General features: G+C 55.4%; 22 protein-coding genes. 12 read left to right on the forward strand and 10 right to left on the reverse strand.

Going from position 1 to position 24,739, the window contains the following annotated elements:
- Positions 1-107: 107 nt before the first annotated feature.
- On the forward strand, positions 108-1,454 hold the full coding sequence (locus ACR0ID_RS12410) for an adenylate/guanylate cyclase domain-containing protein (RefSeq protein ID WP_480605798.1): 1,347 nt from the start codon (positions 108-110) through the stop codon (positions 1,452-1,454).
- A gap of 150 nt (positions 1,455-1,604) precedes the next feature.
- Here ACR0ID_RS12410 and ACR0ID_RS12415 read toward each other — a convergent pair whose 3' ends face one another.
- From ACR0ID_RS12415 to ACR0ID_RS12440, 6 genes are all read right to left on the reverse strand, one after another.
- Complete coding sequence (locus tag ACR0ID_RS12415) at positions 1,605-2,264, reverse strand: DUF2461 domain-containing protein (RefSeq protein ID WP_480605801.1); 660 nt, start codon at positions 2,262-2,264, stop codon at positions 1,605-1,607.
- Positions 2,265-2,276: 12 nt separating this feature from the next.
- Positions 2,277-2,621 (reverse strand): TfoX/Sxy family protein, encoded by a 345-nt coding sequence (locus tag ACR0ID_RS12420; protein ID WP_480605803.1) that lies wholly within the window; start codon positions 2,619-2,621, stop codon positions 2,277-2,279.
- Complete coding sequence (locus tag ACR0ID_RS12425; protein ID WP_480473988.1) at positions 2,621-2,842, reverse strand: MAPEG family protein; 222 nt, start codon at positions 2,840-2,842, stop codon at positions 2,621-2,623. The genes ACR0ID_RS12420 and ACR0ID_RS12425 overlap by 1 nt, the downstream gene beginning before the upstream one ends.
- 24 nt (positions 2,843-2,866) lie before the next feature.
- Complete coding sequence (locus ACR0ID_RS12430; protein WP_480605806.1) at positions 2,867-3,253, reverse strand: VOC family protein; 387 nt, start codon at positions 3,251-3,253, stop codon at positions 2,867-2,869.
- 68 nt (positions 3,254-3,321) lie between these two features.
- Positions 3,322-4,557: an RNA polymerase sigma factor gene (locus ACR0ID_RS12435; protein ID WP_480605808.1), complete on the reverse strand. Its 1,236-nt coding sequence runs from the start codon at positions 4,555-4,557 to the stop codon at positions 3,322-3,324.
- Positions 4,558-4,560: 3 nt separating this feature from the next.
- Positions 4,561-4,932 (reverse strand): YciI family protein, encoded by a 372-nt coding sequence (locus tag ACR0ID_RS12440; protein WP_480605811.1) that lies wholly within the window; start codon positions 4,930-4,932, stop codon positions 4,561-4,563.
- 228 nt (positions 4,933-5,160) lie between these two features.
- Here ACR0ID_RS12440 and ACR0ID_RS12445 point away from each other — a divergent pair, with 228 nt between their 5' ends.
- The gene (locus ACR0ID_RS12445) at positions 5,161-7,383 is read left to right on the forward strand and encodes a HEAT repeat domain-containing protein (RefSeq protein WP_480605813.1); all 2,223 of its coding nucleotides are present in this window, start codon (positions 5,161-5,163) and stop codon (positions 7,381-7,383) included.
- Positions 7,384-7,483: 100 nt separating this feature from the next.
- Here ACR0ID_RS12445 and ACR0ID_RS12450 read toward each other — a convergent pair whose 3' ends face one another.
- Positions 7,484-8,389, reverse strand: coding sequence for a LysR substrate-binding domain-containing protein (locus ACR0ID_RS12450; protein ID WP_480473983.1), 906 nt, complete (start codon positions 8,387-8,389; stop codon positions 7,484-7,486).
- Between the two features lie 178 nt (positions 8,390-8,567).
- Between ACR0ID_RS12450 and ugpB the strand changes: the two genes are divergently transcribed.
- From ugpB to ACR0ID_RS12475, 5 genes are all read left to right on the forward strand, one after another.
- Positions 8,568-9,878, forward strand: coding sequence for a sn-glycerol-3-phosphate ABC transporter substrate-binding protein UgpB (ugpB, locus tag ACR0ID_RS12455; RefSeq protein ID WP_480605817.1), 1,311 nt, complete (start codon positions 8,568-8,570; stop codon positions 9,876-9,878).
- Between the two features lie 63 nt (positions 9,879-9,941).
- A complete protein-coding gene (gene ugpA, locus ACR0ID_RS12460; RefSeq protein WP_209505975.1) occupies positions 9,942-10,823 on the forward strand; it encodes a sn-glycerol-3-phosphate ABC transporter permease UgpA in 882 nt (293 codons plus the stop codon).
- Between the two features lie 20 nt (positions 10,824-10,843).
- Positions 10,844-11,680, forward strand: a complete 837-nt coding sequence (ugpE, locus tag ACR0ID_RS12465) for a sn-glycerol-3-phosphate ABC transporter permease UgpE (RefSeq protein WP_267365578.1) — start codon at positions 10,844-10,846, stop codon at positions 11,678-11,680.
- Positions 11,681-11,683: 3 nt separating this feature from the next.
- The gene (gene ugpC / locus ACR0ID_RS12470) at positions 11,684-12,739 is read left to right on the forward strand and encodes a sn-glycerol-3-phosphate ABC transporter ATP-binding protein UgpC (protein WP_480605819.1); all 1,056 of its coding nucleotides are present in this window, start codon (positions 11,684-11,686) and stop codon (positions 12,737-12,739) included.
- The gene (locus ACR0ID_RS12475; protein ID WP_480605822.1) at positions 12,739-13,674 is read left to right on the forward strand and encodes a glycerophosphodiester phosphodiesterase family protein; all 936 of its coding nucleotides are present in this window, start codon (positions 12,739-12,741) and stop codon (positions 13,672-13,674) included. The genes ugpC and ACR0ID_RS12475 overlap by 1 nt, the downstream gene beginning before the upstream one ends.
- Before the next feature lie 73 nt (positions 13,675-13,747).
- Here ACR0ID_RS12475 and ACR0ID_RS12480 read toward each other — a convergent pair whose 3' ends face one another.
- Positions 13,748-15,433 carry a tryptophan halogenase family protein gene (locus ACR0ID_RS12480; protein WP_480473978.1) on the reverse strand — a complete coding sequence of 562 codons (1,686 nt, stop codon included), beginning with the start codon at positions 15,431-15,433 and terminating at the stop codon, positions 13,748-13,750.
- A gap of 65 nt (positions 15,434-15,498) precedes the next feature.
- A complete protein-coding gene (locus ACR0ID_RS12485; protein ID WP_480605825.1) occupies positions 15,499-17,025 on the reverse strand; it encodes a malonate--CoA ligase in 1,527 nt (508 codons plus the stop codon).
- Positions 17,026-17,305: 280 nt separating this feature from the next.
- Here ACR0ID_RS12485 and ACR0ID_RS12490 point away from each other — a divergent pair, with 280 nt between their 5' ends.
- Genes ACR0ID_RS12490 through ACR0ID_RS12505 form a run of 4 tightly spaced genes read left to right on the forward strand, consistent with a single transcriptional unit; the run spans position 17,306 to position 21,648 of the window.
- On the forward strand, positions 17,306-18,832 hold the full coding sequence (locus ACR0ID_RS12490; RefSeq protein WP_480605829.1) for a DUF4153 domain-containing protein: 1,527 nt from the start codon (positions 17,306-17,308) through the stop codon (positions 18,830-18,832).
- Between the two features lie 13 nt (positions 18,833-18,845).
- Positions 18,846-19,538: a response regulator gene (locus ACR0ID_RS12495; RefSeq protein WP_480605832.1), complete on the forward strand. Its 693-nt coding sequence runs from the start codon at positions 18,846-18,848 to the stop codon at positions 19,536-19,538.
- Positions 19,523-21,055 (forward strand): sensor histidine kinase, encoded by a 1,533-nt coding sequence (locus tag ACR0ID_RS12500; RefSeq protein WP_480605835.1) that lies wholly within the window; start codon positions 19,523-19,525, stop codon positions 21,053-21,055. The genes ACR0ID_RS12495 and ACR0ID_RS12500 overlap by 16 nt, the downstream gene beginning before the upstream one ends.
- Positions 21,056-21,096: 41 nt before the next feature.
- A complete protein-coding gene (locus ACR0ID_RS12505; RefSeq protein ID WP_209505961.1) occupies positions 21,097-21,648 on the forward strand; it encodes a VOC family protein in 552 nt (183 codons plus the stop codon).
- Between the two features lie 112 nt (positions 21,649-21,760).
- Here the strand turns inward: ACR0ID_RS12505 and ACR0ID_RS12510 are convergent, their stop codons facing one another.
- Positions 21,761-22,258 (reverse strand): hypothetical protein, encoded by a 498-nt coding sequence (locus ACR0ID_RS12510; RefSeq protein ID WP_480605838.1) that lies wholly within the window; start codon positions 22,256-22,258, stop codon positions 21,761-21,763.
- 290 nt (positions 22,259-22,548) lie between these two features.
- Here ACR0ID_RS12510 and ACR0ID_RS12515 point away from each other — a divergent pair, with 290 nt between their 5' ends.
- Positions 22,549-24,285, forward strand: coding sequence for a caspase family protein (locus ACR0ID_RS12515; protein WP_480605841.1), 1,737 nt, complete (start codon positions 22,549-22,551; stop codon positions 24,283-24,285).
- Positions 24,286-24,739 lie beyond the last annotated feature (454 nt).

Here is a 24,739-nt window from a genome sequence, read left to right on the forward strand (position 1 = left end):
GAGACGATCAGCAAATTTAAGCCCAAGCCGAACTGGTTTTTTCAGGTTTCACCACACAACAGGAATGGCTTAGCGAATTAGCAAAGGCCGTTTAAGATATCCGGCAAATGTCCGATACCGTGCAAACCAGAATACAATCGCGCAGCAACGTGGCGTTCGCCGAAGAAGAGCGTCAAGGGACATTGCTGGCAGCTAAAGTCCGAACACTTGCATTGGCCGTTGTTCTTCTTTGGCAGGCGATCGACAGCCCGGAAACAGGACCGGCTTATTACTTCAATCTTCTGGAAATTTTTTTCTTTATTTTACTGGGAGGTTTGCAGTTTGTCGCTGCCTACACGCGTCGCGGCGGGCGTGGTCTTCCGTATGTGTTCGTTACGTTAGATTGTGTTTCGCTTGCAGCCGTTTTTACCTTGGGATCACCATATATCGACAGCCCCTTGCCACCCGCCATTGCGATGGACACGGCGCGGTTTTTGTTTTTCTTCCTATTTCTGATGCAGACATCTTTCAGTTTTCGGCCTTCCCTTGTGGTTTGGTGCGGTGTCAGCATCATTGTGTCCCGCCTCGGGATGTGGGCATGGTTTCTGAGTCAGCCTGACGTACGCAGTAACTTGGAGTTGACCGAGCAATCCGTTGAAGCCTGGCTTGCCGGGGCAAGAGACTTGAACTTTCTGTTTCTTGGCTATGCAGCCATAGAATTGATGGTCGTGCTGATCGTGTCTGCCGGGCTTGCAATCGTCGTCGCGCGCTCTCGCAGGCTGGTTCAGAATTTCATTTCGACCGAAAGAAAGCGAGCCAGCCTGGCGAGGTATTTTTCACCCAACGTGCTTGACGAATTGAGCAGTCTGGAAGCCGGAATTGCGGCTGGCAGGCAACAAAACGTTGCCGTGTTATTCGCGGACATAATGGGGTTTGCGAAGCTTTGCGAGAACGCGATTGCCGACGAGGTGATCGAACTTTTACGAGACTACCATGATCGGTTGGGTAAATCGGTATTCGATAACTCTGGCACTTTGGACAAGTATATCGGCGACGGTCTTATGGCCACGTTTGGCACTCCAACGCCCAGTGCACACGACCCTGCCAATGCGTTGAACTGCGCATTCGAGATGATAGAAGCGTTGGACAAATGGAACGCAGAAAGAGAGTTGTCCGGGAAGGAACCGGTGCGTGTGGGAATCGGGCTGCATTGGGGATCGGTTGTAGCTGGCGACATAGGCAACGAGCGGCGACTGGAATACGGCGTGATTGGGGACAATGTGAATGTCGCAAGCAGGATCGAGCACCTGACCAGAGAACTGAACACGCAATTGGTCGTGAGCCACGATTTGGTGCAGGCCATCGGGCACAACGATGCAATCCCAAACTTAAGCCGGTTGACTGACGCCGGAGAACAAAAAATCCGGGGGCGCGCCGCTCTGGTTAAGGTTTGGGTTTATCCGGCAAGCCGATGACATCTCAGCGCGACAGCATCGCGACAGTTGAGCTCGCATTTATTTCCGAGCTCATTTGTAGACGGTGATCCTATCAAGGCATTGGGCGATTGAGACCGGCACGGCAGTGAGGCCTGTCAAACCTCCGCCCCCCCGTAAACCAGGCAGGGGTTACTCGATCCGAGAAAGCAATTGGAAAACCGGCAAGAGTTGCCCAAAAACACCTTTCGTTCGTTCAATGAGGTTTGGTTCGATAGCTAAGGCAGGATTGCTCAAATCTGTCCAGACGGTAAAGCCTTTGCGGCGCAATGCCTCTTCATTTGGATGATCTTTGTCGAAACCGGAGGGAACACGTTTCAATTCAGGATCCCCGACCCGGAAACCACGCTTTCGCATCTCAGCGACAAGCTGTATCACCTCTGCCCCATTGGGGCCTGCCATCTCTGTTCGGAAGGCATCCAACGCTTCCTTTTCGTACTGAAACACCCCGCAGCAAAGCGCCAGATCATCGGGTGAGAGACCGAAGAACCACATCGGCGGCTGATCCGCACTCCCGTCTGGAATAAACGCAATATGCAGGTGTGCGTTGTAAGGTGTTTTGTCCTTGGAAAATCGGACATCCCGATGAATACGAAAAATCTTGCTGCTATGGGTCTGGCCGGTCAGATCACGCAAGGCATCCGCCAATTCATTCGCGAACTGCGTGCCTGCCTGCTTCAAATGGGTCTCGTAAGTTGATTTGTTGGCTGCAAACCATTCCTTCGTGTTATTGGCCCGCAAATCCCTGAGAAAACCAAGCGCTTCGGGTGAGAAACTTTCAAACTGAGCCATTGCTTTCTCCGTTCAGTCTTTCGCGGGAAGGGCCGCGGCGTGTTCGAGACAAAGGTGTAACCAGCGCAGCAAAGCGGCGTCATCGCAATCACTCTCATCCACGCGGATAAAGCCACTCAGTTTGCGTGTACCGTGGATCACTTCTTGGGCCGTGGGATCCGCCAGCGCCATGCTTTCGTTTTCCTTGCCCACCCGGAACATGAACCGGCCCAGCCCGTCGTTATGCCGCCGTGCCCCGCACAGCATGTTGCCGTTCAAGAAAAAGCAATTACCACCCATCATGCGCTTTTCTGAAATGCCCACATGCGCGGCCAAAGCATCACGAATACGGGCGTTGAGGGTTTCATCCACCGGCATCAGCTGGATGCTTCAAGCTGCCGGTGGATTGATGGCGTGAAGGGAACATAATCGACGAAGTTTCCATGTGACCGCATTACGCGCACGAACCTGTCGCCCCCATCCCATAGCGGATGGGCAACCGTCCTGAATCGACGCAGGTCAACAGCAATCGCCAGTGGAACGGTTACCCAGTCTAATAACGCTGCAACAACCTGCACAATGTGCGAACTTTGTTCCATCTGCGCCCTCCTTTCAGACAGTTCTCAGGGTCTCATGCTTTCATAGGTGATCAATGCAAAGCGAGCACCTTGGGGGTCGTTCAGCGTGGCCATGCGCCCGACCCCCGGCATATCCATCGCGGGTTGAAGAACGGTGGCGCCTTTGGCTTCGGCCTTTGCAACACTCGCATCCACATCGGCCATTGTGAAGAAGACCGTCCAGCTTCCACGCGCCTCTGGCATTGGTGAAAAGCCTCCGATAGCGGTCTCGCCCACAACTGCAGCTGAATAACTGGACCCATCCTGCATCGGCATATCGCTGATCGTCCAGCCCAGCACATCCTGGTAAAAGGACTTGGCTTTGCTCTGATCCGGCCCGGAATGCCCGATCCATCCTGAATTTCCGACAGCCGTTATCTCAAGTATACTCATGGGTACCTCCGTTGGTTACGCCCGCCACATGCGGGTCTGACCCAAGGACGTATGAGGAGTGTGTGTTCCTACAGGCCCTCCAATTCTTTTTGACTGATTTTGATTTTTTCTTTGATCACGTCACATTCCAACGCGGTGGGGGAAAGCGCCAACACGGTTTCAAAGGCGGAAATGGCGTCGTTATGATCCCCCGCTTCTTGCAAAAGGCCACCTCGCATCGCGTGAAACCAACGATAGTTGGACAACTCCTGTGACAGCGGATTCATTGCTTTCAATGCATAGTGTGGGCCGTATAGCTTGGCCTTTGCGGCAATCTGGTTGAGCCGGATCACCGGTGTCGGTTGTAATGCGTAAAGGGCAGCATAGTGACTTTCGATCAACGCCCAGTTGGTTTCTTTCGATGAGGCGGAACAGGCATGTGCCGCTGCGATTGCAGCCTGGATGATATATACCCCGCGGTGGCCAGTCCGCTGGGCTTTTTGCAACAGCGATGTAGCCTCAGCGATATTCGAGCGATCCCAAAGATCGCGGTTCTGATCGTCGAGTGCGACAAGCTTGCCTTCCACGTCAATCCGGGCCCGGCGCCGGGCGTGTTGAAACAACAATAGCGCCAGCAATGCGGCCTGCTCGCCCATTGCAGGGAACAATGCGACAAGAAGGCGGGCAAGCCGGATGGCTTCTTTACACAGCGTGAGCTTGATTTGCTGTGGCCCGGCCGAGGTCGACCACCCTTCGCTGAACATCAGATAAACCATTGTCGAGACTTCGCCCAACCGGGCTTGCCTCTCAGCCGGGCTTGGCGTTTCAAAGGCGACCGGGTTATTTGCGATCTTCTTTTTGGCGCGGGTAATGCGCTGCTCCATGGTTTTGGATTTGACCAGAAATCCGCTGGCGATCTCATCGACACTCAGCCCCACGACCACCCGCAAAGCAATGGCGATCTGATCCCGCCGATCCAGTTCCGGATGACAGCAGATGAACAGCAAGCGCAGGACATCGTCCCGCATCTCGTCTGGGTCGGGTGTTTCCGCCGGCATCGGTTGAAACTCCTCTGCGTGGCGCGACAGGATTGCCGCGCGCCGCCGGGATTTGCGTAATTCGTCCAGACCCGCATTCCGGGCCGTGGCCAGAAGCCATGCCAATGGATCACGAGGCGCCCCGTCCTGGGGCCAAACTGCCAAGGCTTTCAGGCAGGCGTCGGCAAAGGCCTCCTCTGCGGTGTCCAAGTCCCGAAAAACCCGCGTCAGGGCAGCAATGGCGCGCGGGCGTTGTTCAGCAAATGTGGCCTCCAGCCAGACTGACATGATCTATTCCGACGATATGGCACCCCCGGCCCAGGCCACAGGCCGAACTTCCAGCCGCGCGACCGGTGAAGAGATCAGTTTTGCATGTTCCAACGCTTCTTCAAGATCTTTGAAATCAGCGGCGTAAAACCCAAGGAAGTTTTCCTTGGTCTCGGAAAACGGGCCATCGGTGATCAGGGGGGCAGCACCTTCGGACGCCGCCGGTTCGACCATTACCGCTGACGTTGGCGGCATCAGTTTTATCGACACGAACTCTCCGCGTTCCGACAATACTGCTTGCAGGGCGCGATGGCCTGACATCACTTCGTCCTGGCGATCTTTCGGCAATGCCTCGAACACGCCCGGTTCCCCATAAATTGCGATTGCGTAAATCATTTTCGCCTCCTTGGGTTGGTCGCATTGTGCAAGGACGCGCGACGCCATGCAAATCCGACAACGACCAGAACCGACAAAATTGCCTAGGCCGCTTTTGTCTGAAATCCCAGCGGCCCGGGCTTCCATTTCCATCCAGATAACAGGTCGGGGGTTTTCAATAACCGGTGCAAAACCCGTGCCTTGAAAACCGGTTCCCAGAAAAATGTCCAAATGGTAGGCTGCGAAACTATGGAAAGCCGGCCAAATCGTCGATTAGCAGCCATCTTAGCCGCCGATATCGCAGGCTATTCAAGATTGGTTGGCTTGGATGAAGAAGGCACCATCGACAAGCTGCGCCGGATCCGCGCTGAAGTCATCGAGCCCTTGATCGCCGGGTATTCAGGGCGCATTGCGAACACAGCGGGTGACAGTTTTCTGATCGAATTCCCCAGCGCGGTCGATGCGGTTCGCGCGGCCGTCGCGATACAGGCTGAACTGACGAAAAGAAACTCAGATGCGGAACCCGACCGCGCAATCGTTCTTCGGATCGGTTTGAATGTCGGCGATGTCGTCTCAAACGCAGACGACATCCTGGGTGATGGTGTCAACGTGGCCGCACGGCTTGAGGCGCTGGCAGAACCTGGGGGGATTATCGCATCGCAGGCGATTGTCGGATACGCGCGCAACAAGGTGCCCTTCGCCTTTACGCCAATTGGCCCGCAATCCGTCAAGAATATTGCGGACCCCATTGAGGCGTTCCGCGTCGAAACAGATGCGTTGACCCCGGCGGTAAAGCGCAAAACGAAGAAAGCACCGCGTCTAATGAAGCTGGCTGCAATCCTGATCGTGTTGGGTGCGACCGGGTATGTCGGGACAAAGACATGGGAAAAGGGTCGGCTGCGCGCCTCTGAGGCACAGATGGCTTACCCACTTCCAGACCTGCCTTCGATCGCCGTGCTTCCGTTGACGAACTTCACCAGCGACGTGTCCAACAAGATGTTGATTGATGGCGTTTCCGAGGATCTGATAACCGACTTGTCCCGCATATCAGGGTTATTTGTCATCGCCGGAAACACATCCTTCGCATTTCAGGACCGCGATATTGATGTGGCAGGCTTTGCCGAGAAACTGGGCGTTCGCTATGTCGTTGATGGAAGCCTTAGACGCAGCGGAGAAGGTTTTCGGGTCAACATCCGCCTGACGGACACTTTGAACGGCAGATTGATCTGGGCGGAGCGTTTCGACGGTGAAATCGATGAGATCTTCGACCTGCAAAACAACATTGTACTGGCGATTGCGCACGAGTTGGATGTTCCGCTCGACATGCAAAGCCGGATTGCCATCGAAAACATAGAAACTGGAAAGATCGAGGCGCGCGAAGCGTTCCAGCGTGGATGGGAGCTATATTCACGCTTCAATGAACAGGACAATCTGGCCGCAATTCCGCATTTTGAGCGCGCGGTCGAGTTGGACCCGAATTATGCGCGCGCCTGGGCGACGTTAGCTCTGGCACACTTGCGACCACACATCTTCCACCACTGGTCAGGCTTTGCGAATGCTGACGAACAGATGCATATCGGGCTGTTCTATAAATACTACCGTGAACTGACGCATCAGGACACCTCGCTTATCCATGTTATCAGGGCAATAGTCGCTCTCAACCTTCCGGATTGGGAAGGCGCCGAGAGCGTAAGTCGGGGAACAGAAGAAGCGAGACAAGAAGCCGCGAAAGCCATTGCCCTGCAACCAAGCGACCCCGAAGCGCATGTGACAATGGGATGGGCCTTGATCGCGGGCGGCGAGCCAGAGGAAGGGCTGGCATTTGTGCAGGCCGCAATGCGCCTAGATCCGGAATATCCCAGCCACTACGCGTTATTTCAGGGGGCTGCACTGTTTGCCATGAATGATCTGACCGGTGCAGGGGCCGTTATAATGTCTGAGTTGGACCGAAACCGGCAGGCAGTTGAGTTGATGCCATTTGCAGCGTCGGTTCTGGCCTTGAATGGTGACCGAAGCAACGCGCGCGCAATGATCGAACAATGGCAGGATGGAGAAAACGAGAAAGTTCTGAGCGAAGCGGTACGCGATTATTTCTTTATCGTGCGATGGATCGGCGAGCATCAATATTTGAACAACCGTTTGAAAAAAGGCCTTCGATTGGCCGCGCTTCCGCCGAGTACGACAGTTGCAAGTCTCAAAGCTGATCTGATGCGCGGAGATGCCAAGGAACAACGTGACGCGGCTCAGTCTTTGGCGCTCTTTGGTGCCGACGCAGCTCCAGCCGTTCCGGAACTGATCAAGCTGTTGGGTAGCCCTTCGGTTTTTGTCAGAAAAGAAGCGGCCATCGCCTTGGGTGAAATCGGAGGGAAAGCATCCCCCGCTTTACCTGCATTGGAAGCAAACGCAGACGAGTCTTTGTCGGGAAGATTTGCCGCCCGAGCCATTGAACAAATACGCGGAGCCTCACAATAACGACGACTTTGGGCGCTATCGACCTCTTTGCTCCTGCTGTTATTTGGAGACTGTTGGCTGGAAACCCGGGCAGATATCCTTCGCCCCGTTGACCGCAGCCTCAGGCAAGTGTTCTGAACGCATTCAGGCTTTCGCTGAAATGCTCGATGAACTCCAGTGTTATCAAAGACGGCTGCTTCAAAACCGGGCGTACCAGCGAAAGCGTATGCGGTAAAAACGGCTTGAATGGCCTGTAGCTTAGCCCCCGGTCTGTGTAATGGACAGCGTCCAGCTCGCTGACAATTGAAACACCGACGCCTTTTATCGCCAATTCACATGCCGCCGTGAATTGCCGGACTTCGATATGCGAGTTGAGTGTAACATTGGCCTGCTGAAATGCCTTCGAAAGCCGTCCGAAAAAGTCGCTATCGCGCCGCGTATGTATGATGCTCTCATCTGCAAGATCGGAAGGCGTCACCTCCGAGAGGTTCTCAAGTGCGTGATTTTTCGGGAACACGCAAACCGTGCGCACATCGACATTTCTGCTTTCGACTCCAGGATGACCGTTAAAGCCATCGGTGATTCCAAAGTCATATTGTTCGCCGACCATCCATTCCAAAATCCGTTCCGGCCTGTCCGGTTCGATCGTCATAGTAACACCTGGCCGGTCTTTCAGAAAACTTGCTACAACATCCGGCAGATGGCTGGTGGCAAAACCGGGAAGGCAGGCGACGCGGATATGCCCGGCTTTTCGCTGTGTGATATTCTGACTGGCGTCTGATATCTGCTTCATCAATTCCAGAACACGATCCACGCTGGGTTGCAGATAGCGAACTTCCTGGGTTGGTACCAATCGCCCTTTGCGGCGATCAAAAAGTTGAAATCCAAACGATTTTTCAAGATCCGAAAGCAACCTGCTAACAGCTGGTTGGCTTATCCCCAAATCGGCGGCAGCTGCTGTGACCGAACCATTGGTGGTCACCGCCATGAGCGCTTCCAGTTGCCGAATTCTCAAAGTTTGTCTCATTCCAGACCCGGTGCTGCTTGTACATTCAATTTGTATAACACCGTATTATGATTTTTGCCAAAAAATAGGGCTTGAATTATATTTCTTTAGCGGTAACGTCGTGAAATCGTCATGTGTGTCGAATACGCGTTGAAGTCGGTACTCAACGAAGCATCGAACCTGATGCATGGGAGGAATCATGAAAAAGAATTTGCTTGGCGCTCTTGCCGTTACAACTGCCTTGTCCCCCTTAGCGGCAATGGCACAAACCGAAGTTCAATTCTGGCATGCCTTCACCGGCCGCCTTGGCGAACTTGTCAAAGCGCAGGTTGAAGAGTTCAACGCCAGTCAGGATGAGTTTGTCGTGGTCGAAAGCCACAAGGGCAACTACTCGGAAACCCTGAACGCTGGTATTGCCGCTTTCCGCGCAGGTGAACAGCCACATATCCTGATGGTTTTCGAAGTCGGTACCGCAACGATGATGTCGGCAAAAGGCGCGATCAAGCCGGTCTACAAAGTCATGGCCGAAAGTGGCGCGTCTTTTGATCCCGATGCCTATATCGGTGCGGTGAAAGGTTATTACACCACCACCGACGGAGATATGTTGTCGCTGCCGTTCAACTCTTCCACGCCGGTCTTGTGGGTCAACCGCGATGCCATGCAGGCGGCGGGTGTTGATCCTGACACCGACCTGTCGACTTGGGAAAAAGTCGGCGATGTGCTGGAGCAACTCAAAGCCGGAGGCGAGGACTGCCCGCTGGTGACGGCATGGCAAAGCTGGATCCACCTGGAAAATCTGTCTGCCTATCACAACGTTCCGTTTGCATCGCAGGACAATGGTTTTGCCGGTCTGGATACAGAACTGATGCTGAACGGCCCGGTACAGGTCGCGCACCTGAGCGCCATGGGCGACTGGGCAAAGGATGGGGAATTCATCTATACCGGTCGCAGAAATGAAGGCGGCGCAAACTTCCGGGCCGGTGAGTGTGCCTTGTTCACCGAAAGCTCGGCCGGGTATGCCGGGATAAAAGCCGAGGCCGAGTTCGACTTTGATGTGCGCCCGCTGCCGTATTGGGAAGCGGTCACAAACGAGCCGCAGAATACCATCATCGGCGGTGCTTCCCTTTGGGTGATGGAAGGTCATGATCCGGAAGAATATAAAGGCGTTGGCGAGTTCTTAAGCTTCTTGTCTTCGTCTGACGTTCAGGCGGCATGGCACCAGAATACTGGGTATCTTCCGATTACCGCGGAAGCCGGTGAAGCGACCCGTGCGGCCGGTTTCTATGATGAAAACCCGGGCACCGATATCGCTGTGATCCAGATGACCGCGAAAGAGCCGACAGCAAATTCGAAAGGTCTGCGTCTGGGATCGTTCGATCAAATCCGCGGTATCATCGATGAGGAGCTTGAGGCCATCTGGTCCGGTGAGAAAACCGCCCAGGAAGCCATGGACAGCGCAAAAGAACGCGGTGACGCGCTTCTGCGCAGGTTCGAATCGGCAAATCAATAAACCTCTGAAATCCGGTGCGGGCTCGGCAGAGCCCGCATCCACTTTTCCCGGCGGGTCATCAGGATGGAAAAACGCGTCACATTCCGCGGCTGGCTGTTGCCATTGGCGCTGATCGCCCCGCAGGTCGTCATTTCTGCCGTATTCTTCTTCTATCCCGCTGCGCAAGCTGTATGGCAGTCGCTGTTCATCCCAGATCCGTTCGGGTTGTCGTCCAAGTTCGTCGGTCTGGGCAATTTTGAATTTCTGCTGAGCGACAAGTTTTATCGCGCATCCTTTGTAACCACGGCGGTGTTTTCGACGCTTGTTACTCTCTGCTCCATGATCCCGGCCCTGTTTCTGGCAGTCATTGCAGATCGGCTGATCAAAGGATCCGGAGCTTATCGGACTCTGTTGATTTGGCCTTATGCAGTCGCACCGGCGGTTGCGGGTGTGCTCTGGCTGTTCATGTTCAACACGCGCGTCGGTGTCGTGTCGTGGTATCTTGGACAGCTGGGCTATGACTGGAACCACGTCTTGAATGGTACCGAGGCGATGGGGCTTGTGGTTGTCGCTTCGGCCTGGGGGCGCATCAGTTATAACTTTTTGTTCTTCTTCGCTGCACTCCAGTCGGTTCCGAGGTCGGTCATCGAGGCCGCCGCGATCGATGGCGCACGATTCTGGCGCAGGTTTTTCACGATTGTCCTGCCGTTGCTGTCACCTACAGCGTTCTTCCTGCTTGTTGTGAATGTGGTTTACGCGTTCTTTGAAACTTTTGGCGTAATCCACACAATCACCGGCGGCGGGCCGCAGCAGGCCACGACCATACTGGTCTACAAGGTCTTTTCAGACGGGTTCGTCGGTCAGGATCTGGGCTCGTCTTCGGCGCAATCGGTCATTTTGCTGATTGTCGTCGGCCTGCTGACCGTCATTCAGTTCAAATACGTGGAAAAGAGGGTGCATTACTGATGGCAGCCCAGCAGCACGGAATGGTCGAAAAGCGCGGAGCGGGTATCTGGCTGACGCATGCCCTGATGATCCTTGGCGTTCTGGTCATCTTCTTTCCGATCTGGCTGGCGTTTGTCGCCTCAACCGTTACCCAGCCGGAAGTTGTATCACCACCCATGCCGCTTTTGCCGGGTGATCAGTTCTGGGAGAACTACAAGGCAGCCCTGTTTTCCGGCGTGAATGTCCCCGTCGCAACGATGCTGTTCAACAGCCTTGTGATGGCCATCGGGATTGCAGTGGGCAAGATCGTCATTTCACTGCTGTCGGCATTTGCAATCGTCTATTTTCGTTTTCCCGGTCGAACAACGTTCTTTTGGCTGATCTTTCTGACCCTTATGCTGCCGGTCGAAGTGCGGATCGTACCGACATTTGAGGTCGTGGCCGGGTTCGGAATGCTCAATAGCTACTACGGGCTGATCTTTCCCCTGATCGCCTCGGCCACGGCGACCTTCCTGTTCCGTCAGTTCTTTCTGACAATTCCGGACGAGCTGGCCGAAGCTGCGCGTGTGGATGGTGCCCGGCCAATGCGGTTTTTCATCGACATCGTCGTTCCGATGAGCCGGACAAACATTGCGGCACTGTTCGTCATCCTGTTTATCTATGGGTGGAACCAGTATCTGTGGCCGCTGCTTATCACCACCGACCCTGAAATGAACACCATTGTGATGGGCATCAAGCAGATGTTCCCGTCTGGCGATGATGTGGCAGATTGGCCGGTCATCATGGCGACCTCCATTCTGGCAATGATCCCGCCAGTCATCGTGGTGGTGTCAATGCAAAAGCTTTTTGTCCGCGGCCTTGTCGATAGCGAGAAATAAGAAATGGCAACAGTAACTCTGGAGAATGTCAAAAAGAGCTTTGGCCCGACAGATGTCATACATGGCATCGACATCCAAATCGAAGATGGCGAGTTCATTGTCATCGTCGGCCCTTCGGGTTGTGGGAAATCCACGCTGCTGCGGATGGTGGCAGGGCTTGAGACCGTGACCTCGGGTGAAATCCGGATTGGTGAGGAACGGGCCAACGAAAAAGAGCCGATGGATCGCGACATTGCCATGGTGTTCCAGAACTATGCGCTCTACCCCCATATGTCGGTCCGGCAGAACATGGGCTATGGCCTGAAGATTGCAGGGTTGCCCAAGGCCCAGATCGATCAAAAAGTGACCGAGGCGGCCAGGCTATTGCAGCTTGAACGATTGCTGGACCGCAAACCCAGACAATTGTCAGGCGGCCAACGTCAGAGGGTGGCTATGGGTCGCGCGATTGTCCGTGAACCTGCGGTCTTCCTGTTTGACGAGCCTCTTTCGAACCTGGACGCCAAGCTTCGCGTGCAGATGCGGCTTGAGATTCGTGAGCTCCAGGAAAAACTGGGGATCACGTCGCTTTATGTAACCCACGATCAGGTTGAAGCCATGACAATGGCCGACAGGATGATCGTCATGAACGGCGGTATCGCCGAACAGGTTGGCACACCGCTAGAGGTATACGAAACACCAAGAACCCTGTTTGCGGCGCAGTTCATCGGCAGCCCCGCGATGAATGTCTTTGAAGCCCGACGCGAAAACGGAACCGCCATGATTGGTGAGGTCGCGGTTGGTTCGTCGCCGGGTCCTGATATTGCCTTCAAACTGGGGGTACGACCCGAGCATCTATTGCTGGATGACAATGGCCCGATTGAGGCCACGATTCAGATGGCAGAGCCATTGGGGGCAAACACGCTGTTGCACGGTCAACTGACCGGCTCGGGGGATCCGATCACGATCAGCCTTCCGGGTGTGCATCCGATTGAAGGCCGACATCCGAACATGCGGTTTTCTGTGTCCTCAAACCATTTGCATCTGTTTGACCGATCTACCGGTGAAAGGCTGGAAGGCTGATGGCATTCCCTCAGGTCGAGGCTTTCCGGGGGGGCGACAACCTGATCCGCATCGTAGGCCACCGGGGTGCGCGAGGTGTGTTGCCTGAAAACAGCATGATTGGCTTCGACTTTCCGCTCTCCATTGGCGTGCCGCTTCTGGAGTTTGATGTTGTCCTCACGGCTGACGACATCCCTGTCATAACCCATAATCACCGGCTGCACGCCCCCAGTTTTCGCGATGTTGACGGCCAGTTTCTGACCGGGGAAGAGCCGAAGGTTTCAACCCTGACGTTCGAGCAGATTCAGAAGTTCGATGTCGGGCGGTTGGATGGGAATTCTGCCTATGGTCGGCGTTTTCCTGATCAGGCACAAATGGATGGCGTTCGCGTTCCAAGGCTGCTTGACCTGCTGGATCTAGTGAGTGACCCCCAACATAGCGATGCCTGTCTGATGCTCGAGCTGAAGTCGGACCCCGATTTGGCTCATGACGCGCGCTACAGAGAGAAGTTTGTCCGCCTTGTCCTGCAAGAGGTCCGTTCCAGGGCCCTGTCGTCGCGCGCCGTTCTGCACAGTTTCGACTGGAATCTGTTGGAAGAATGTCAGCGGCAAGCGCCTGATATGCCATCTTCTTATCTGACCCAACTTCCCGAAAACGCCGAGGATGTAGGGGAGGATTCTTCAAAAGCAGTCTGCCCGGATTTTCGAGGCCGCAAAGGCGATATTCCGCTATTGGTCAAGCAAGCGGGCGGCTCACTGTGGTGCCCGTATTATGCAGATGTAACTGCCGAAAACGTCGAACTGGCCAAGGATTTGGGCCTTTGCGTTGCGGTTTGGACGGTCAATGACCCTGTAGACATTGCCAAGATGATCGACCTGCGTGTGGATGCCATTGTTTCTGATTATCCGGGTCGGGTGCAAAGGCACTTGTCTGACCGGGGTATGAGCTGGCGTTAAACCGCCCTGAAGGCCGGGGCTGAATGCCTCGCCCTTCAGTTTATCAAATTTCCTTCGTACGGGCAGAGAACCGCTAGAACAGTTGCAAATCCTTCGCGCCGCTTTGGATTTCAGCAAAGTTCGGCATGTTCTGGATCGTAACAGGTGCGGGTTTCGTGCCCGGCATCGCAACCGTCGGTTTCGCCACGTTCGCCATTCCAAAGACCGGTTTTTCCAGCTCCCCCCGGATATCGCGCAGCAGCGTTTTATGATCCGGCATCACTTTGACGATCTGCGCAAGATCCTCTTTCGCACGCTGCATGCCCTGGAACCAGATCACTTTCTTCAACGGCCGCAAACGATCTCGGATGCCGGTGCCGTAACCCGTATCATAGACCTGTTTGCCCAACAGAACCGTCTGGTACACGCGATGATCAAACAGCGTGGCAAATTCCACATCGTGATCCATCGGCAGACGGTGCTGCCACAACTCCAGATTCTCGGCCAGCCGATCCGGTATCTTCATCTCTGTTCGCGCGTCGATCCAATACGGGTCATCCTTTCGGTTACCCAATCGGTAATGCAGGCAGATGAATTCCAGAACCTCGTTATAAAGCTTATCCATCTGCCGGTTGTATCTTGCCCGCAGCGACGGGGCGACGTCGCGCGTCGGCAAGTGTTCTGCAAACCAGCGTACTGCGTGGTCAATCATGTGGATCGCGGTACTTTCCAACGGCTCGATAAACCCGCCGGACAGACCGATTGCCACACAATTCTTGACCCAGGCATTGCGCACGCGCCCGACGCGCATCGGGATGATCCGCGGCGTCAAACCCTTACCGCTGTCACCCAGCCATTCAAGATATTCGTCTGCCGCCTGATCATCCGTTCGATGCGCCGACGAGAACACATAGCCCGTACCCACGCGATTGTAGAGCGGCACCCGCCACGTCCATCCCGCGCCCAGCGCGGTCGACCGCGTGAGGCTTTCGATCTTGTTGGGATTGCGGTGTTCGACCTGCAACGCCATGGCGCGATCATTGGGCAGGTAGTCCGAATAATCCAAGAACGGCTCGCCCAGCGCCTGATTGATGATCAAACCGCGGAACCCGGTGCAATCGATGACCATTTCGATGTCATGACGGCCCGCGCGCTCCAGCATCAGATGGCTGACGTTGCCCTGTTCATCCAGCTCGACTTTCTGTACCTCGTCCTGGATATGCTCGACGCCGCGCTTGGTGCAGACCGTGGTAAGCATGCCCGCAAACTTCACGGCATCCAGATGATAGGCATAGCCAAAACGCTGTTCAAACTCGGGCTGACCCAGCTGCCGCGCGCCTTTGCACAGACGGCCCAGATGATCGTGGGGCGAGATGGACTGTGTAAAGTCCCGTTCTCCGTTGCCAAAGCGCAGGAAATACTCGGCGGCGTCCAACCCTTCCAGCATCTGGCCATGGGCAAAGGGGTTCACGTAATCGATGCGTTTTCCTTTGGGGTCCTTGTTCCAGTTGCAGAACTTCACGCCCAGCTTGAAGGACGCGTTCGTCTCGCGAAAAAAATCCCGTTCGGAAATGCCCGCCTGACGGAGCGTGACCGGCATGCGCGGCACCGTAGCCTCACCCACACCCACGGTCGAAATATTAGGGCTTTCGATCAGGCAGATATGTGGCCGGTCCGCTGTTGATGAAGTGCGTGAAAACACCATGTCCAGGATCAACGCGGTCATCCAGCCTGCCGTGCCGCCACCTACGATGGTGATCTTGCGCAAACGATTGTTCATATTCTTCTATCCCCATTGGTTTTGAGGACTATATCAAGTTTCCAACGCTTATCTAGGCTCTGCCATTATGTGCCTTGTGACCCGGCTTTGAACATGTCCCTGAACTGGTCGCGCAAGATGTTCTTTTGGACTTTTCCCATTGTATTGCGGGGCAATTCATCCAGTTGAATAAGCGTGCGGGGATGTTTGAACCGCGCCAGGCTGTCGCGCACAGTATCCATCAACGCGTCGAGATCCGGAGATTGCCCAGGTTCGGCAACAATCAGGCCCAGCACGGTTTCGCCGAAGTCGGGATGCGGCACGCCGATCACTGCGCTCTCCAGAACACCGGGCTGGCTGTCCAGAACCAGCTCAATTTCCTTGGGGTAGATATTGTAGCCACCCGAGATGATCAGGTCCTTGTTGCGCCCGACAATATGGACATACCCATCTTCGTCGACCCGTCCCAGATCACCGGTGATGAAGAACCCGTTTTCACGCAGCTCGGCAGCCGTCTTTTCCGGCATCTGCCAATATCCCTTGAACACGTTCGGACCACTCACTTCGATCTCGCCGATTTCACCCTGCGGCAAAGGGTTACCGTCTGCATCGCATATCTTTAGTTCCACCCCCGGCAAGGGAAACCCGACCGTGCCCGCGCGACGTTCGCCGTCATAGGGGTTCGAGGTGTTCATATTGGTTTCGGTCATGCCATAGCGTTCTAGGATACGATGACCGGTACGCTCCTGGAATTGTGCATGGGTATCCGCCAGCAGAGGGGCTGAGCCCGATACGAACAGGCGCATATGTTCGGTCAGCCCCCTGGTAAAACGCGCGTCTGCCAGCAGGCGCGTGTAGAAGGTTGGCACGCCCATCATCGACGTGGCTCCGGGCATCCTGTCAATGATCTGATCAGGGTCGAATTTTGGCAGCCAAATCATGCTTCCGCCAACCGTCAGAATGATATTGGTGGCCACAAACAGACCATGTGTGTGAAAGATAGGCAACGCGTGCAACAGAACGTCTTCGGACGTAAACCGCCACTCTTTGACCAGTGTCCGTGCATTGGACAACAGGTTGTTCTGGGTCAGCATCGCGCCCTTTGAACGTCCGGTGGTGCCCGACGTATAAAGAAACGCCGCCAGATCCTCACCGTCCCGATCCACAGTCGCAAAGCTGTCTGGCATTGCAGCCGCCAAATCCATCAGCGAGCCAGAGCCGTCCGCATTCAGCGTTTCCACCCTGCCCCCAAAACGCGCGGCAATCGGGGTCAGTTGGTCTTTGCTTCGGCCATCGCAGACAACAAGTGATGCGCCGCTGTTTTCGATGAAATACGTCAACTCGTCCACGGTATAGGCGGTGTTCAGCGGCAGGAAAACCAGACCGGCCTGCGCGCATGCCGCGTAAAGCGCCAGCGCCTCAGGCGATTTATCGACCTGAGCCGCAACGCGGTCCCCGGGTTTTAGACCCAGTTGCGTGGCCACATGGGCGATCCGGGCGGCTGTGCTCAGAAAGTTTCGATAGGTGATGGTCGTCCCGTCTGTCAGGTGCAGGAAAGCCGTATCTTTGCCGGCGTGAATGCCAAACAGATCATCATAGAGAGGGTTGGCCATGTTCGATCCTCCGTTTCCTCAGCCATAACGGCGAACCGCTTCTCAGGGGAAGGTTCAACTGTGTCACACTGCGCTTTTGCTTGCAGTTCAATGTCTGGACACGTCGCATTTATTGCGCGGCGCGAGTTGCAGCTCGAAAATTGTGGTTGGTAATGCCTTTCACCGCCTCTGCACATTTTCTGCACGAAAGCCCCATGAAGGCTGCGGATACGTCACGCCAAAGATGCAAGCGCCGCAGGCAATCTGCCGGGAACACAAACCTGCAAGCAGGAGACAGGACATGAGGCAGGAACTGACAATTCGCGGCGTACCGGACAGCATCGTGTTGGACGCGTGGTGGCTGGGAAAGATGGACGAAGTCCCCCGATGGGGAGGCAACAGACGACAGCAGAGTGGTTCTCTGATGTCCACGCTGAAAATGCGCCATGCAATCCCGCTTCTTGCATCGCTGGTAGCGCTTGCTGATTGGTTGTTTTGGGAACAGCCGCTAGGCATTTCTGTCTCAGTCTTCGCGCTGGTCTTGTCCGCCGCGATCATGGCGATGAAACCCCGGCGTGCGACTGCAAAGGAGTGGCTCATAGCCGCCGCATTTGCCTTGATCACCAACCTGCCGGTAGTCATCGATTTGCAGCTTCTATCTTTATTGTTCAGCCTTGCTGGTTTGGTCAGTCTGGCGACCTGGGCGCTATTCGGTCAGACCGTAAATGAACGTCTGCTGCTGCGCACCGCCCTGCGCCTGCCTTCCATCGGCGCGACGCTTTTGCTGCGCGACACATGTCGTACCGCTGTGGCCGCCGATCTTGGGTCCGACAGCCGCCGCCACGCAGCCTCGCTGGCCTTGCCGTTGCTATTGGGCGCGGTCTTCCTTGCTTTGCTGGCCGCCGCCAATCCAGTGCTGGAAGACCTTCTGGCTGAGCTGGACCCAAGTCTTTTGTTCGAAGGGTACTTCTGGCTGCGACTTCTGTTCTGGAGTGTAATGGCCTCGCTGCTGTGGCCGTTCCTAAACCTCAGCGATCCATGGCTGGGCGGCATTGCCCGTCCCGCCACCATGCCCAAGACAGGCCCAAGCCGGGCCGCATTTCTGGTCAATCCAATCTCGGTGCGCAATTCGCTGTTGCTGTTCAACCTGATGTTCCTTGTGCAAACCGTGATGGACCTCGGCATCCTGACCGGCGGTGTATCCCTGCCTCAAGGGATGAGCTATGCCGCTTATGCCCACCGAGGCGCTTATCCGCTGGTGGTGACGGCCCTTTTGGCGGGCGTATTCACTCTGGTCACTCACAGCATGATCGGCGCGGACCGGACGTTGCGCTTTCTGATCTACATGTGGTTGGCGCAGAACATGTTCCTGGTGCTGACAGCTGCCATCCGGCTGCATCATTACGTCGACGCCTATGCGCTTACCTATTTGCGGGTCGCCGCCTTTATCTGGATGGCACTGGTTCTCACCGGCCTGCTGCTGACCGTGGTGCAAATCCATCGCGGCTTCGGTGCAACCTGGCTTCTGCGGCGTTGTTTTGCAGCGCTGCTGGTGGTCTTGTATACCTGCAACTTTGTGAATTTCGCATCAGTCATTGCCAGCTACAATCTGAGCCACGGCAGCGCTCTGATGCAACAGGACACTGGTTACATATGCAGCCTTGGCGCTGATGCTTACCCCGCTATCCGCGATCATGAAACCAGAACGGGACAGCAAGTCTGTGACGCGTGGATGCGATATGATCTGAAAAAGGATGCAATCACCAACTGGCGCGAATGGGGCTTTCGGAGATGGCGAATCCAAGCCTATTATCAGCAGCAGAGTTGAAGGACCCCATTTGATGCCTGCACGCATTCTTGTTGTCGACGATGATCCGGATATCCTTGAGGTGACAAGGTTCGCGATTGAAAAGGCAGGATATGCGCCACTTCTGGCCAGTGACGGCCTGACCGCGCTTGACACAAACCGCCAGGAAAGCCCCGACCTGATCGTGTTGGATATCGGGTTGCCCGAAAAGGATGGTCTGGAAGTATGCAGGGAAGTCCGCAAATCCTCGGACGTGCCGATCCTGTTCCTGACCGCCCGCGATGACGAGGTCGACCGTATCGTCGGGCTGGAGCTGGGCGCCGATGATTATCTGACGAAACCCTTTTCCCCACGCGAATTGGTGGCCCGGATCAAGGCCATCCTGAAACGCAGCGCGCCGACACCTGCCCAGCCCGACCCGGTGTTGTCGCAAGGCAGCCTGCACCTGGATGCAGAGCGGCACCTGTGCAGGTTCGCTTCAACCCCTGTGACGCTGACCGGATCGGAATTTCGGCTGCTGGCAACTCTGATGGCCCGTCCCGACCGCGTTCTGTCCAGGGCGCAGCTGATCGATGCGCTTTACGGCTATAACATCCACGTCTCGGACCGCACCATTGACAGCCATATACGCAATGTCCGTGCCAAACTTGCCCAGGCCGGCTGTGCCGAGGGGATCGTGACCATTCACGGTGTCGGCCTCAGGATGGGTGCATGCACGCCCGGCTGAACCGCAAATGGCGCCCCAGATTGTGGACCATCGTTCTGCTGGTGCTGGGCATTGTCCTGTGCTTGCCCTTTGCCGGGCTGGTCCTATTCCGCTTTTATGATAGTCAACTGGTGCAACAGACCGAAGAAAGCCTGCTGACACAGGCTGCGGTTATGTCAGCGGCGTATGCCGAGCTTTATGCAGATGCAGCCGGGATCAAGCCGCCCCGCCCGAGTGCAATCTCAACCGAGCACGCGGTGTTCCCATCACTGTCGGTCAATCGCGAAACGGTTCTGCCACCGCGCCCGGACGCGCGGCCCGCAACCGTCCGACCCGGTTCGGTTTATCAGGCCATCGCCGCCCCGCTAAGCCGCATCGCCAACGCCGCCCAAGCGCAAACCCTTGCGGGTTACCGGATGCTGGATGTCGATGGGAACGTGTTTGCCGGAACCGCGGAAATCGGGCAGAAGCTTGGCTATGTTGACGAAGTTCGCGAGGCCCTTTCGGGTAATACTGTCTCGGTCGCGCGCACCCGCGTGCGCGAGGATGCAACGCCTGCGCTTTATACCCTCAGCCGCGGTGCCCGCGTGCGCGTTTTCGTGGCGATGCCAGTATACGTGGATCAGACCTTGATCGGGGCGGTTTACCTGAGCCGCACCCCGAACCATATTTTCCGCTTTCTGTACGGCGAACGTTTCAACCTTGCCAAGGCCGCGGCATTTGTCGCTTTGTCCACGGCGCTTATCGGGTACGTATTCTGGCGGTTCATCACCCGGCCGATCCACCTGTTGATCCAGCGCAGCCAGATGGCGGGCCACGGTGGTCAGGCATGGGAACCACCAGACCAGCTTGGCACGCGGGAAATCGCGGATCTGAGCCACAGTTTTCAATCGCTGACGGAACGCTTGCAGGACAAGCAGGACGGATTGAAAACGTACACCGCCCATGTCACCCACGAGCTGAAGTCACCCCTCACCGCCCTGAAAGGCGCGGCAGAGCTGCTGCGCGACGACGATTTGCCATCTGCGCAGAAACACCGCCTGCTGGACACTGTAGAAAAGGGCGGAAAGCGGATGGAGGATCTGCTGGCCAACATGCGCGCCTTCAGCCTGGCCGATCAGAGTGCCATCAACGGTACATGCTGTCTGAACGACATCACTGATCAGGTCGTCCAGACGTTCCCGGCGCTTGCCATCAAGGCTGAGAACGATCACCTGCCCTTACCCGTCGCGGCACCCACCCTGCACATCATACTGACACATATGCTCGAGAACGCTCAGCAACACGGCGCGCAGAATGCCGTGCTGACAGCCTATCAGAACGACGGTGTCATCAGTCTAAAAATTGCGGATAATGGCGCCGGTATCAGTGAAGGGAACAAGGACAAGATTTTGCAGCCCTTCTTTACGACAAAAAGAGAGGCCGGTGGCACAGGTATGGGCCTGAATATTGTCAAAGCGACCATGGAAGCAATTGGTGGGCAACTCAGTGTTGTACCAAGCAATCAAGGCGCTTGTTTTCTTCTCACCTTCAACTAGCCGGGCGAGGTGAGAACTCATCAAACGGGAGGAAACTCAACATGCGCAAATTGCAGGCACAGGGCATTCACCACATCACCCTGACTGGTGCAGACCGGCAAACGTCAATAGACTTCTGGGAGGGTCTTCTCGGGTTTTCGCTTATCTTCGATCAACCAAACCTGGACGATCATTCACAGGGTCACTTGTACTTTGCCGCTGGTAACGGCCAGACGATCACGGTGTTCACCAATGAAGATCGAAAACCGTCCGGCAGTTTGCTCAGGGATCAGGTTGGCGCGGTTCATCATCTGGCCTTCGCGGTGTCACGCTCGGTTCTCATGCAGGTCGAGGAACGGCTTGACGAGAGGGGTATCAAGCACACGCCAATCAAAGACCGGGGCTTCATGAACTCGATCTATTTCCACGATCCGTTGGGTTTGAGGATCGAGCTTGCGAGTTACCGCTTTGAGCCGCCTGAAGGTGCAACTCATGGTGACGTTCTGGCCGAAGCGCACAGGCTGCGCGTTGAACGTGGTGATCTTGCGATTGCCGACGTCCACCTTGCCGATGCGATCGAGAATATCGTCTCGGAGCGTACTCCACGGATGTAACCTTTTTGTCGTTTACCCTGAGCGGTGGGCATCGTGATCCCCAACAATCGAAATTGGCAAAGTCGTTTGATCGATCCAACGTCCCTTTACAGGTCTTCTTTAGGCAAAAAACCTAATCGGGAAGCGTGGCTGCTGTGAGCGACCGCAGAAATTCGGCAATGTTAGACACCTCTTGTCGGCTCACCGCGCGATTTGTGAACATGTCAATATTCCGCCCTGGAACCGTGTCTTCAACGCTCGCGGCCACAACGCGAATGTCGGCCAAAGGATCATCGCAAAGGGTGCGTCCCAACTGAGAAACGGCCATAACTCTGATCGCCTCTTCCAGATCGCTTACCGAGCCATTGTGGAAATAGGGCGCGGTCAGCGCGACATTGCGCAGGCAGGGCACGCGAAACCGGACGGGACGCTCCTCAAGAAGCAGATCGTATTTTTCCAGATAGGGATTGCCGTCCCAAAACACCGGGAATATTCGGTAAGTCCCAAGTGGCTTTTCAGTGCCCGCTGCGGAGAGCGCGGCATCGATATGGCAGTTTCGGCAGCCGATCTTGTCGAAAAGCACGAGGCCGCGCAAATCTGCTTGTAACAGCGCCGCATCCTCGCCTTTCACAAAGCGATCATAGGGCGTATCGGGCGTGACAAGCGTGCGTTAGTAAGCCGCGATCGCGCGGGTGATATTGCGGAGAACCAGAAATCCTCCGTTGCTCAAACCCCTAAATCTGTCCGGTGGGTGCTGACGTCACACAAGGCCCAAGTGAAGCAGTTGGTTTGACAACAACGTCGCCCATAAACTCCATTTATGCTATATTAGGTCCGGTTTCAGTGGACGATTTTGCCATGTTAACGCGCCAATTGCACCAATGCTTCTTTGGATCGTGGATATATCTGAGCTTCGTTTTGATGTTCGGACTGAACGCAGCACTTGCGGAAACGCCTCATGCAAAACGTGTGGCTTTGGTAATTGGAAATGCACGATATGAGCATGTGTCAAACATCCCAAACTCAGCCAATGACGCCCAGGATATTTCTGCCGCCCTCAAGAGGATCGGCTTTCATGTCACAGCAAAACAAAACCTCGACTACCGCGAAATGCGCCTGACCTTAAGAGACTTCTCTGAGGATGTAGTCGATGCGGATATGGTATTAGTCTATTTTGCAGGTCACGGGATCGAAATCGACAACACAAACTACCTGATACCGACCAATGCCGAACTCAGGAGTGACAAGGACGTAGAATTCGAGGCAATCCGTCTGGATACGGTGCTCAACGCCGTTTCGACCGCGAAAGGCTTGAAGCTGGTCATAGTGGATGCGTGTCGGAACAACCCGTTCGTGAGCGATATGGTTCGAACCACTGCAACCCGATCAATTGGTCAAGGGTTAGGCCGCATCGATCCCAGTGGGGTTCTTGTCGGGTATTCAGCGCGAGGCGGGACTTTGGCGCTGGATGGTGACGGTCGCAACAGCCCGTATGCAGAGGCCTTTCTTGAACATATCGAGGTACCCGGGTTGGAGCTTGGGAAGATGTTCCGGAAGGTGCGGGATACAGTTTACGAACTTACAGATGGGTATCAGGAGCCATTCACCTATGGGTCTCTGCCCGGTCATGACATTTTCCTTGTCCCAGCAGCACTCAAAGAGCCAATCAAAAGTGACGATGCCACTGCAGATGCTGCCAATGTCGTTCGCCCTGTCGATGAGCGCGAGCGGTCGGCGCAACGTGTTCTGGGCGAGGCCATGCAGCTGGAAGACGAAAGCGCGAAGCAGGGCGCTTTAAAGCTGATCGCGCAGCTGTATCCAGACACCCGCGCGGGGCAATATTCTCAACAGGTTACGGATGTGGTCGGACACACAAATCGGAAGATTGCCACACTCGTCACGCCGAAAACGACGATTTCACCCCCTGGAACCGAAAGCCGCCTAGACGCGCCTGCACCGTTGCCACGCTCGAATTCGGACATCGAGGCCAGTCTGAATCTGAACCGAAACGAATACCGGAGCATTCAACGCGGCCTGAACGCGCTTGGGTTTTCAGTTGGATCAGTGGATGGGATCTTCGGGCCTCGGTCCCGTGAAGCTCTGAAAGAGTTTCAGAGGCAAAATGGCGCAGAAAGAACCGGATACCTCACAGCACAAAGCTACGCCTTTCTGAAAAATGTAGCAAAACCAGAACCATCCGCGCAAAGCGACCAACAAGCAAACCCTCAGATACTGGTGGCCGTACCCAAGTCGCCCCCAAACGAGAACGCCCAAACCGCCTTCTATGGTGACTATGTCATCGAATTCAAAAGACGACCGGACCCACGTTACAATGGCGGCGAACTTGCCAACGAAAAGCCTAAAACAATGCTGCGAGTGGTGTACCGCAAATCGGCCGCCGGGTTTCAACTTATTAGTGCTCAAGACAATACTGGAACCGGTGCGTCGCGTCCGCAAAAGTTTCGCGCATCGCTGTCTGACAACGGAAAACTGCGGATCTCAGGAAACGTGGGATACCTGTTTGGAAAAACCCGAGTTGTACCATTCTCGGTCACTCAGAGTTTTTCGAAGGAATTTACCAGTGGCAAAACCGTGCATTCCAATCAGGGTCGGTTTGATGCTGCATTTTTCTTTGATATGACAATTACACGGCGCTGAGTGAAGTCGGAATGGGTGTAGCGCGGCCCAGCAGACAGGCTCGCTTGCCCAAGCGCATCCGCGTTCGCCACGTGGCGGATCAGCAGGAACAGGCGCTTTCGGCAACTGATCTGCGTATCTGCGCTGATTGTCACAAAAAGAAGTCAGGGTCATTCCAACGGGTTTGGATGCCAATGTAGGAAGTGAAGTGCTCATGCACCTTTGTGCGGAGTTCGCCGTGGTTCGTGCCCGATGCTTCTATGTGCCTTGCTATTGTGTCACCGCACACTGCAAGACGCCGTGCCAGAGTACCAGTCTCATTAGGGCATCTAGTACGCAATGAAACACGAAGGTTCTACGCGGGGTGTTTAGTCTGGTGCGGTGTTTTGGTGCCGCGTCGGGTAGGGGCCAACGAAAGTAGTAGATGCCGTGTCGGGACAGTGAGAGATACGCATGCAGCTTCATTTTGCGTCAC

It is taken from the genome of Ruegeria sp. AL2 (genome assembly GCF_056540845.1).

Excerpts from the sequence above, each read along its gene's own strand:
- ACR0ID_RS12410 (WP_480605798.1), top strand. The coding sequence starts at position 108 with ATGTCCGATACCGTGCAAACCAGAATACAATCGCGCAGCAACGTGGCG.
- ACR0ID_RS12415 (WP_480605801.1), bottom strand. The coding sequence starts at position 2,264 with ATGGCTCAGTTTGAAAGTTTCTCACCCGAAGCGCTTGGTTTTCTCAGG.
- ACR0ID_RS12420 (WP_480605803.1), bottom strand. The coding sequence starts at position 2,621 with ATGCCGGTGGATGAAACCCTCAACGCCCGTATTCGTGATGCTTTGGCC.
- ACR0ID_RS12425 (WP_480473988.1), bottom strand. The coding sequence starts at position 2,842 with ATGGAACAAAGTTCGCACATTGTGCAGGTTGTTGCAGCGTTATTAGAC.
- ACR0ID_RS12430 (WP_480605806.1), bottom strand. The coding sequence starts at position 3,253 with ATGAGTATACTTGAGATAACGGCTGTCGGAAATTCAGGATGGATCGGG.
- ACR0ID_RS12435 (WP_480605808.1), bottom strand. The coding sequence starts at position 4,557 with ATGTCAGTCTGGCTGGAGGCCACATTTGCTGAACAACGCCCGCGCGCC.
- ACR0ID_RS12440 (WP_480605811.1), bottom strand. The coding sequence starts at position 4,932 with ATGATTTACGCAATCGCAATTTATGGGGAACCGGGCGTGTTCGAGGCA.
- ACR0ID_RS12445 (WP_480605813.1), top strand. The coding sequence starts at position 5,161 with ATGGAAAGCCGGCCAAATCGTCGATTAGCAGCCATCTTAGCCGCCGAT.
- ACR0ID_RS12450 (WP_480473983.1), bottom strand. The coding sequence starts at position 8,389 with ATGAGACAAACTTTGAGAATTCGGCAACTGGAAGCGCTCATGGCGGTG.
- ugpB (WP_480605817.1), top strand. The coding sequence starts at position 8,568 with ATGAAAAAGAATTTGCTTGGCGCTCTTGCCGTTACAACTGCCTTGTCC.
- ugpA (WP_209505975.1), top strand. The coding sequence starts at position 9,942 with ATGGAAAAACGCGTCACATTCCGCGGCTGGCTGTTGCCATTGGCGCTG.
- ugpE (WP_267365578.1), top strand. The coding sequence starts at position 10,844 with ATGGTCGAAAAGCGCGGAGCGGGTATCTGGCTGACGCATGCCCTGATG.
- ugpC (WP_480605819.1), top strand. The coding sequence starts at position 11,684 with ATGGCAACAGTAACTCTGGAGAATGTCAAAAAGAGCTTTGGCCCGACA.
- ACR0ID_RS12475 (WP_480605822.1), top strand. The coding sequence starts at position 12,739 with ATGGCATTCCCTCAGGTCGAGGCTTTCCGGGGGGGCGACAACCTGATC.
- ACR0ID_RS12480 (WP_480473978.1), bottom strand. The coding sequence starts at position 15,433 with ATGAACAATCGTTTGCGCAAGATCACCATCGTAGGTGGCGGCACGGCA.
- ACR0ID_RS12485 (WP_480605825.1), bottom strand. The coding sequence starts at position 17,025 with ATGGCCAACCCTCTCTATGATGATCTGTTTGGCATTCACGCCGGCAAA.
- ACR0ID_RS12490 (WP_480605829.1), top strand. The coding sequence starts at position 17,306 with ATGAGGCAGGAACTGACAATTCGCGGCGTACCGGACAGCATCGTGTTG.
- ACR0ID_RS12495 (WP_480605832.1), top strand. The coding sequence starts at position 18,846 with ATGCCTGCACGCATTCTTGTTGTCGACGATGATCCGGATATCCTTGAG.
- ACR0ID_RS12500 (WP_480605835.1), top strand. The coding sequence starts at position 19,523 with ATGCACGCCCGGCTGAACCGCAAATGGCGCCCCAGATTGTGGACCATC.
- ACR0ID_RS12505 (WP_209505961.1), top strand. The coding sequence starts at position 21,097 with ATGCGCAAATTGCAGGCACAGGGCATTCACCACATCACCCTGACTGGT.
- ACR0ID_RS12515 (WP_480605841.1), top strand. The coding sequence starts at position 22,549 with ATGTTCGGACTGAACGCAGCACTTGCGGAAACGCCTCATGCAAAACGT.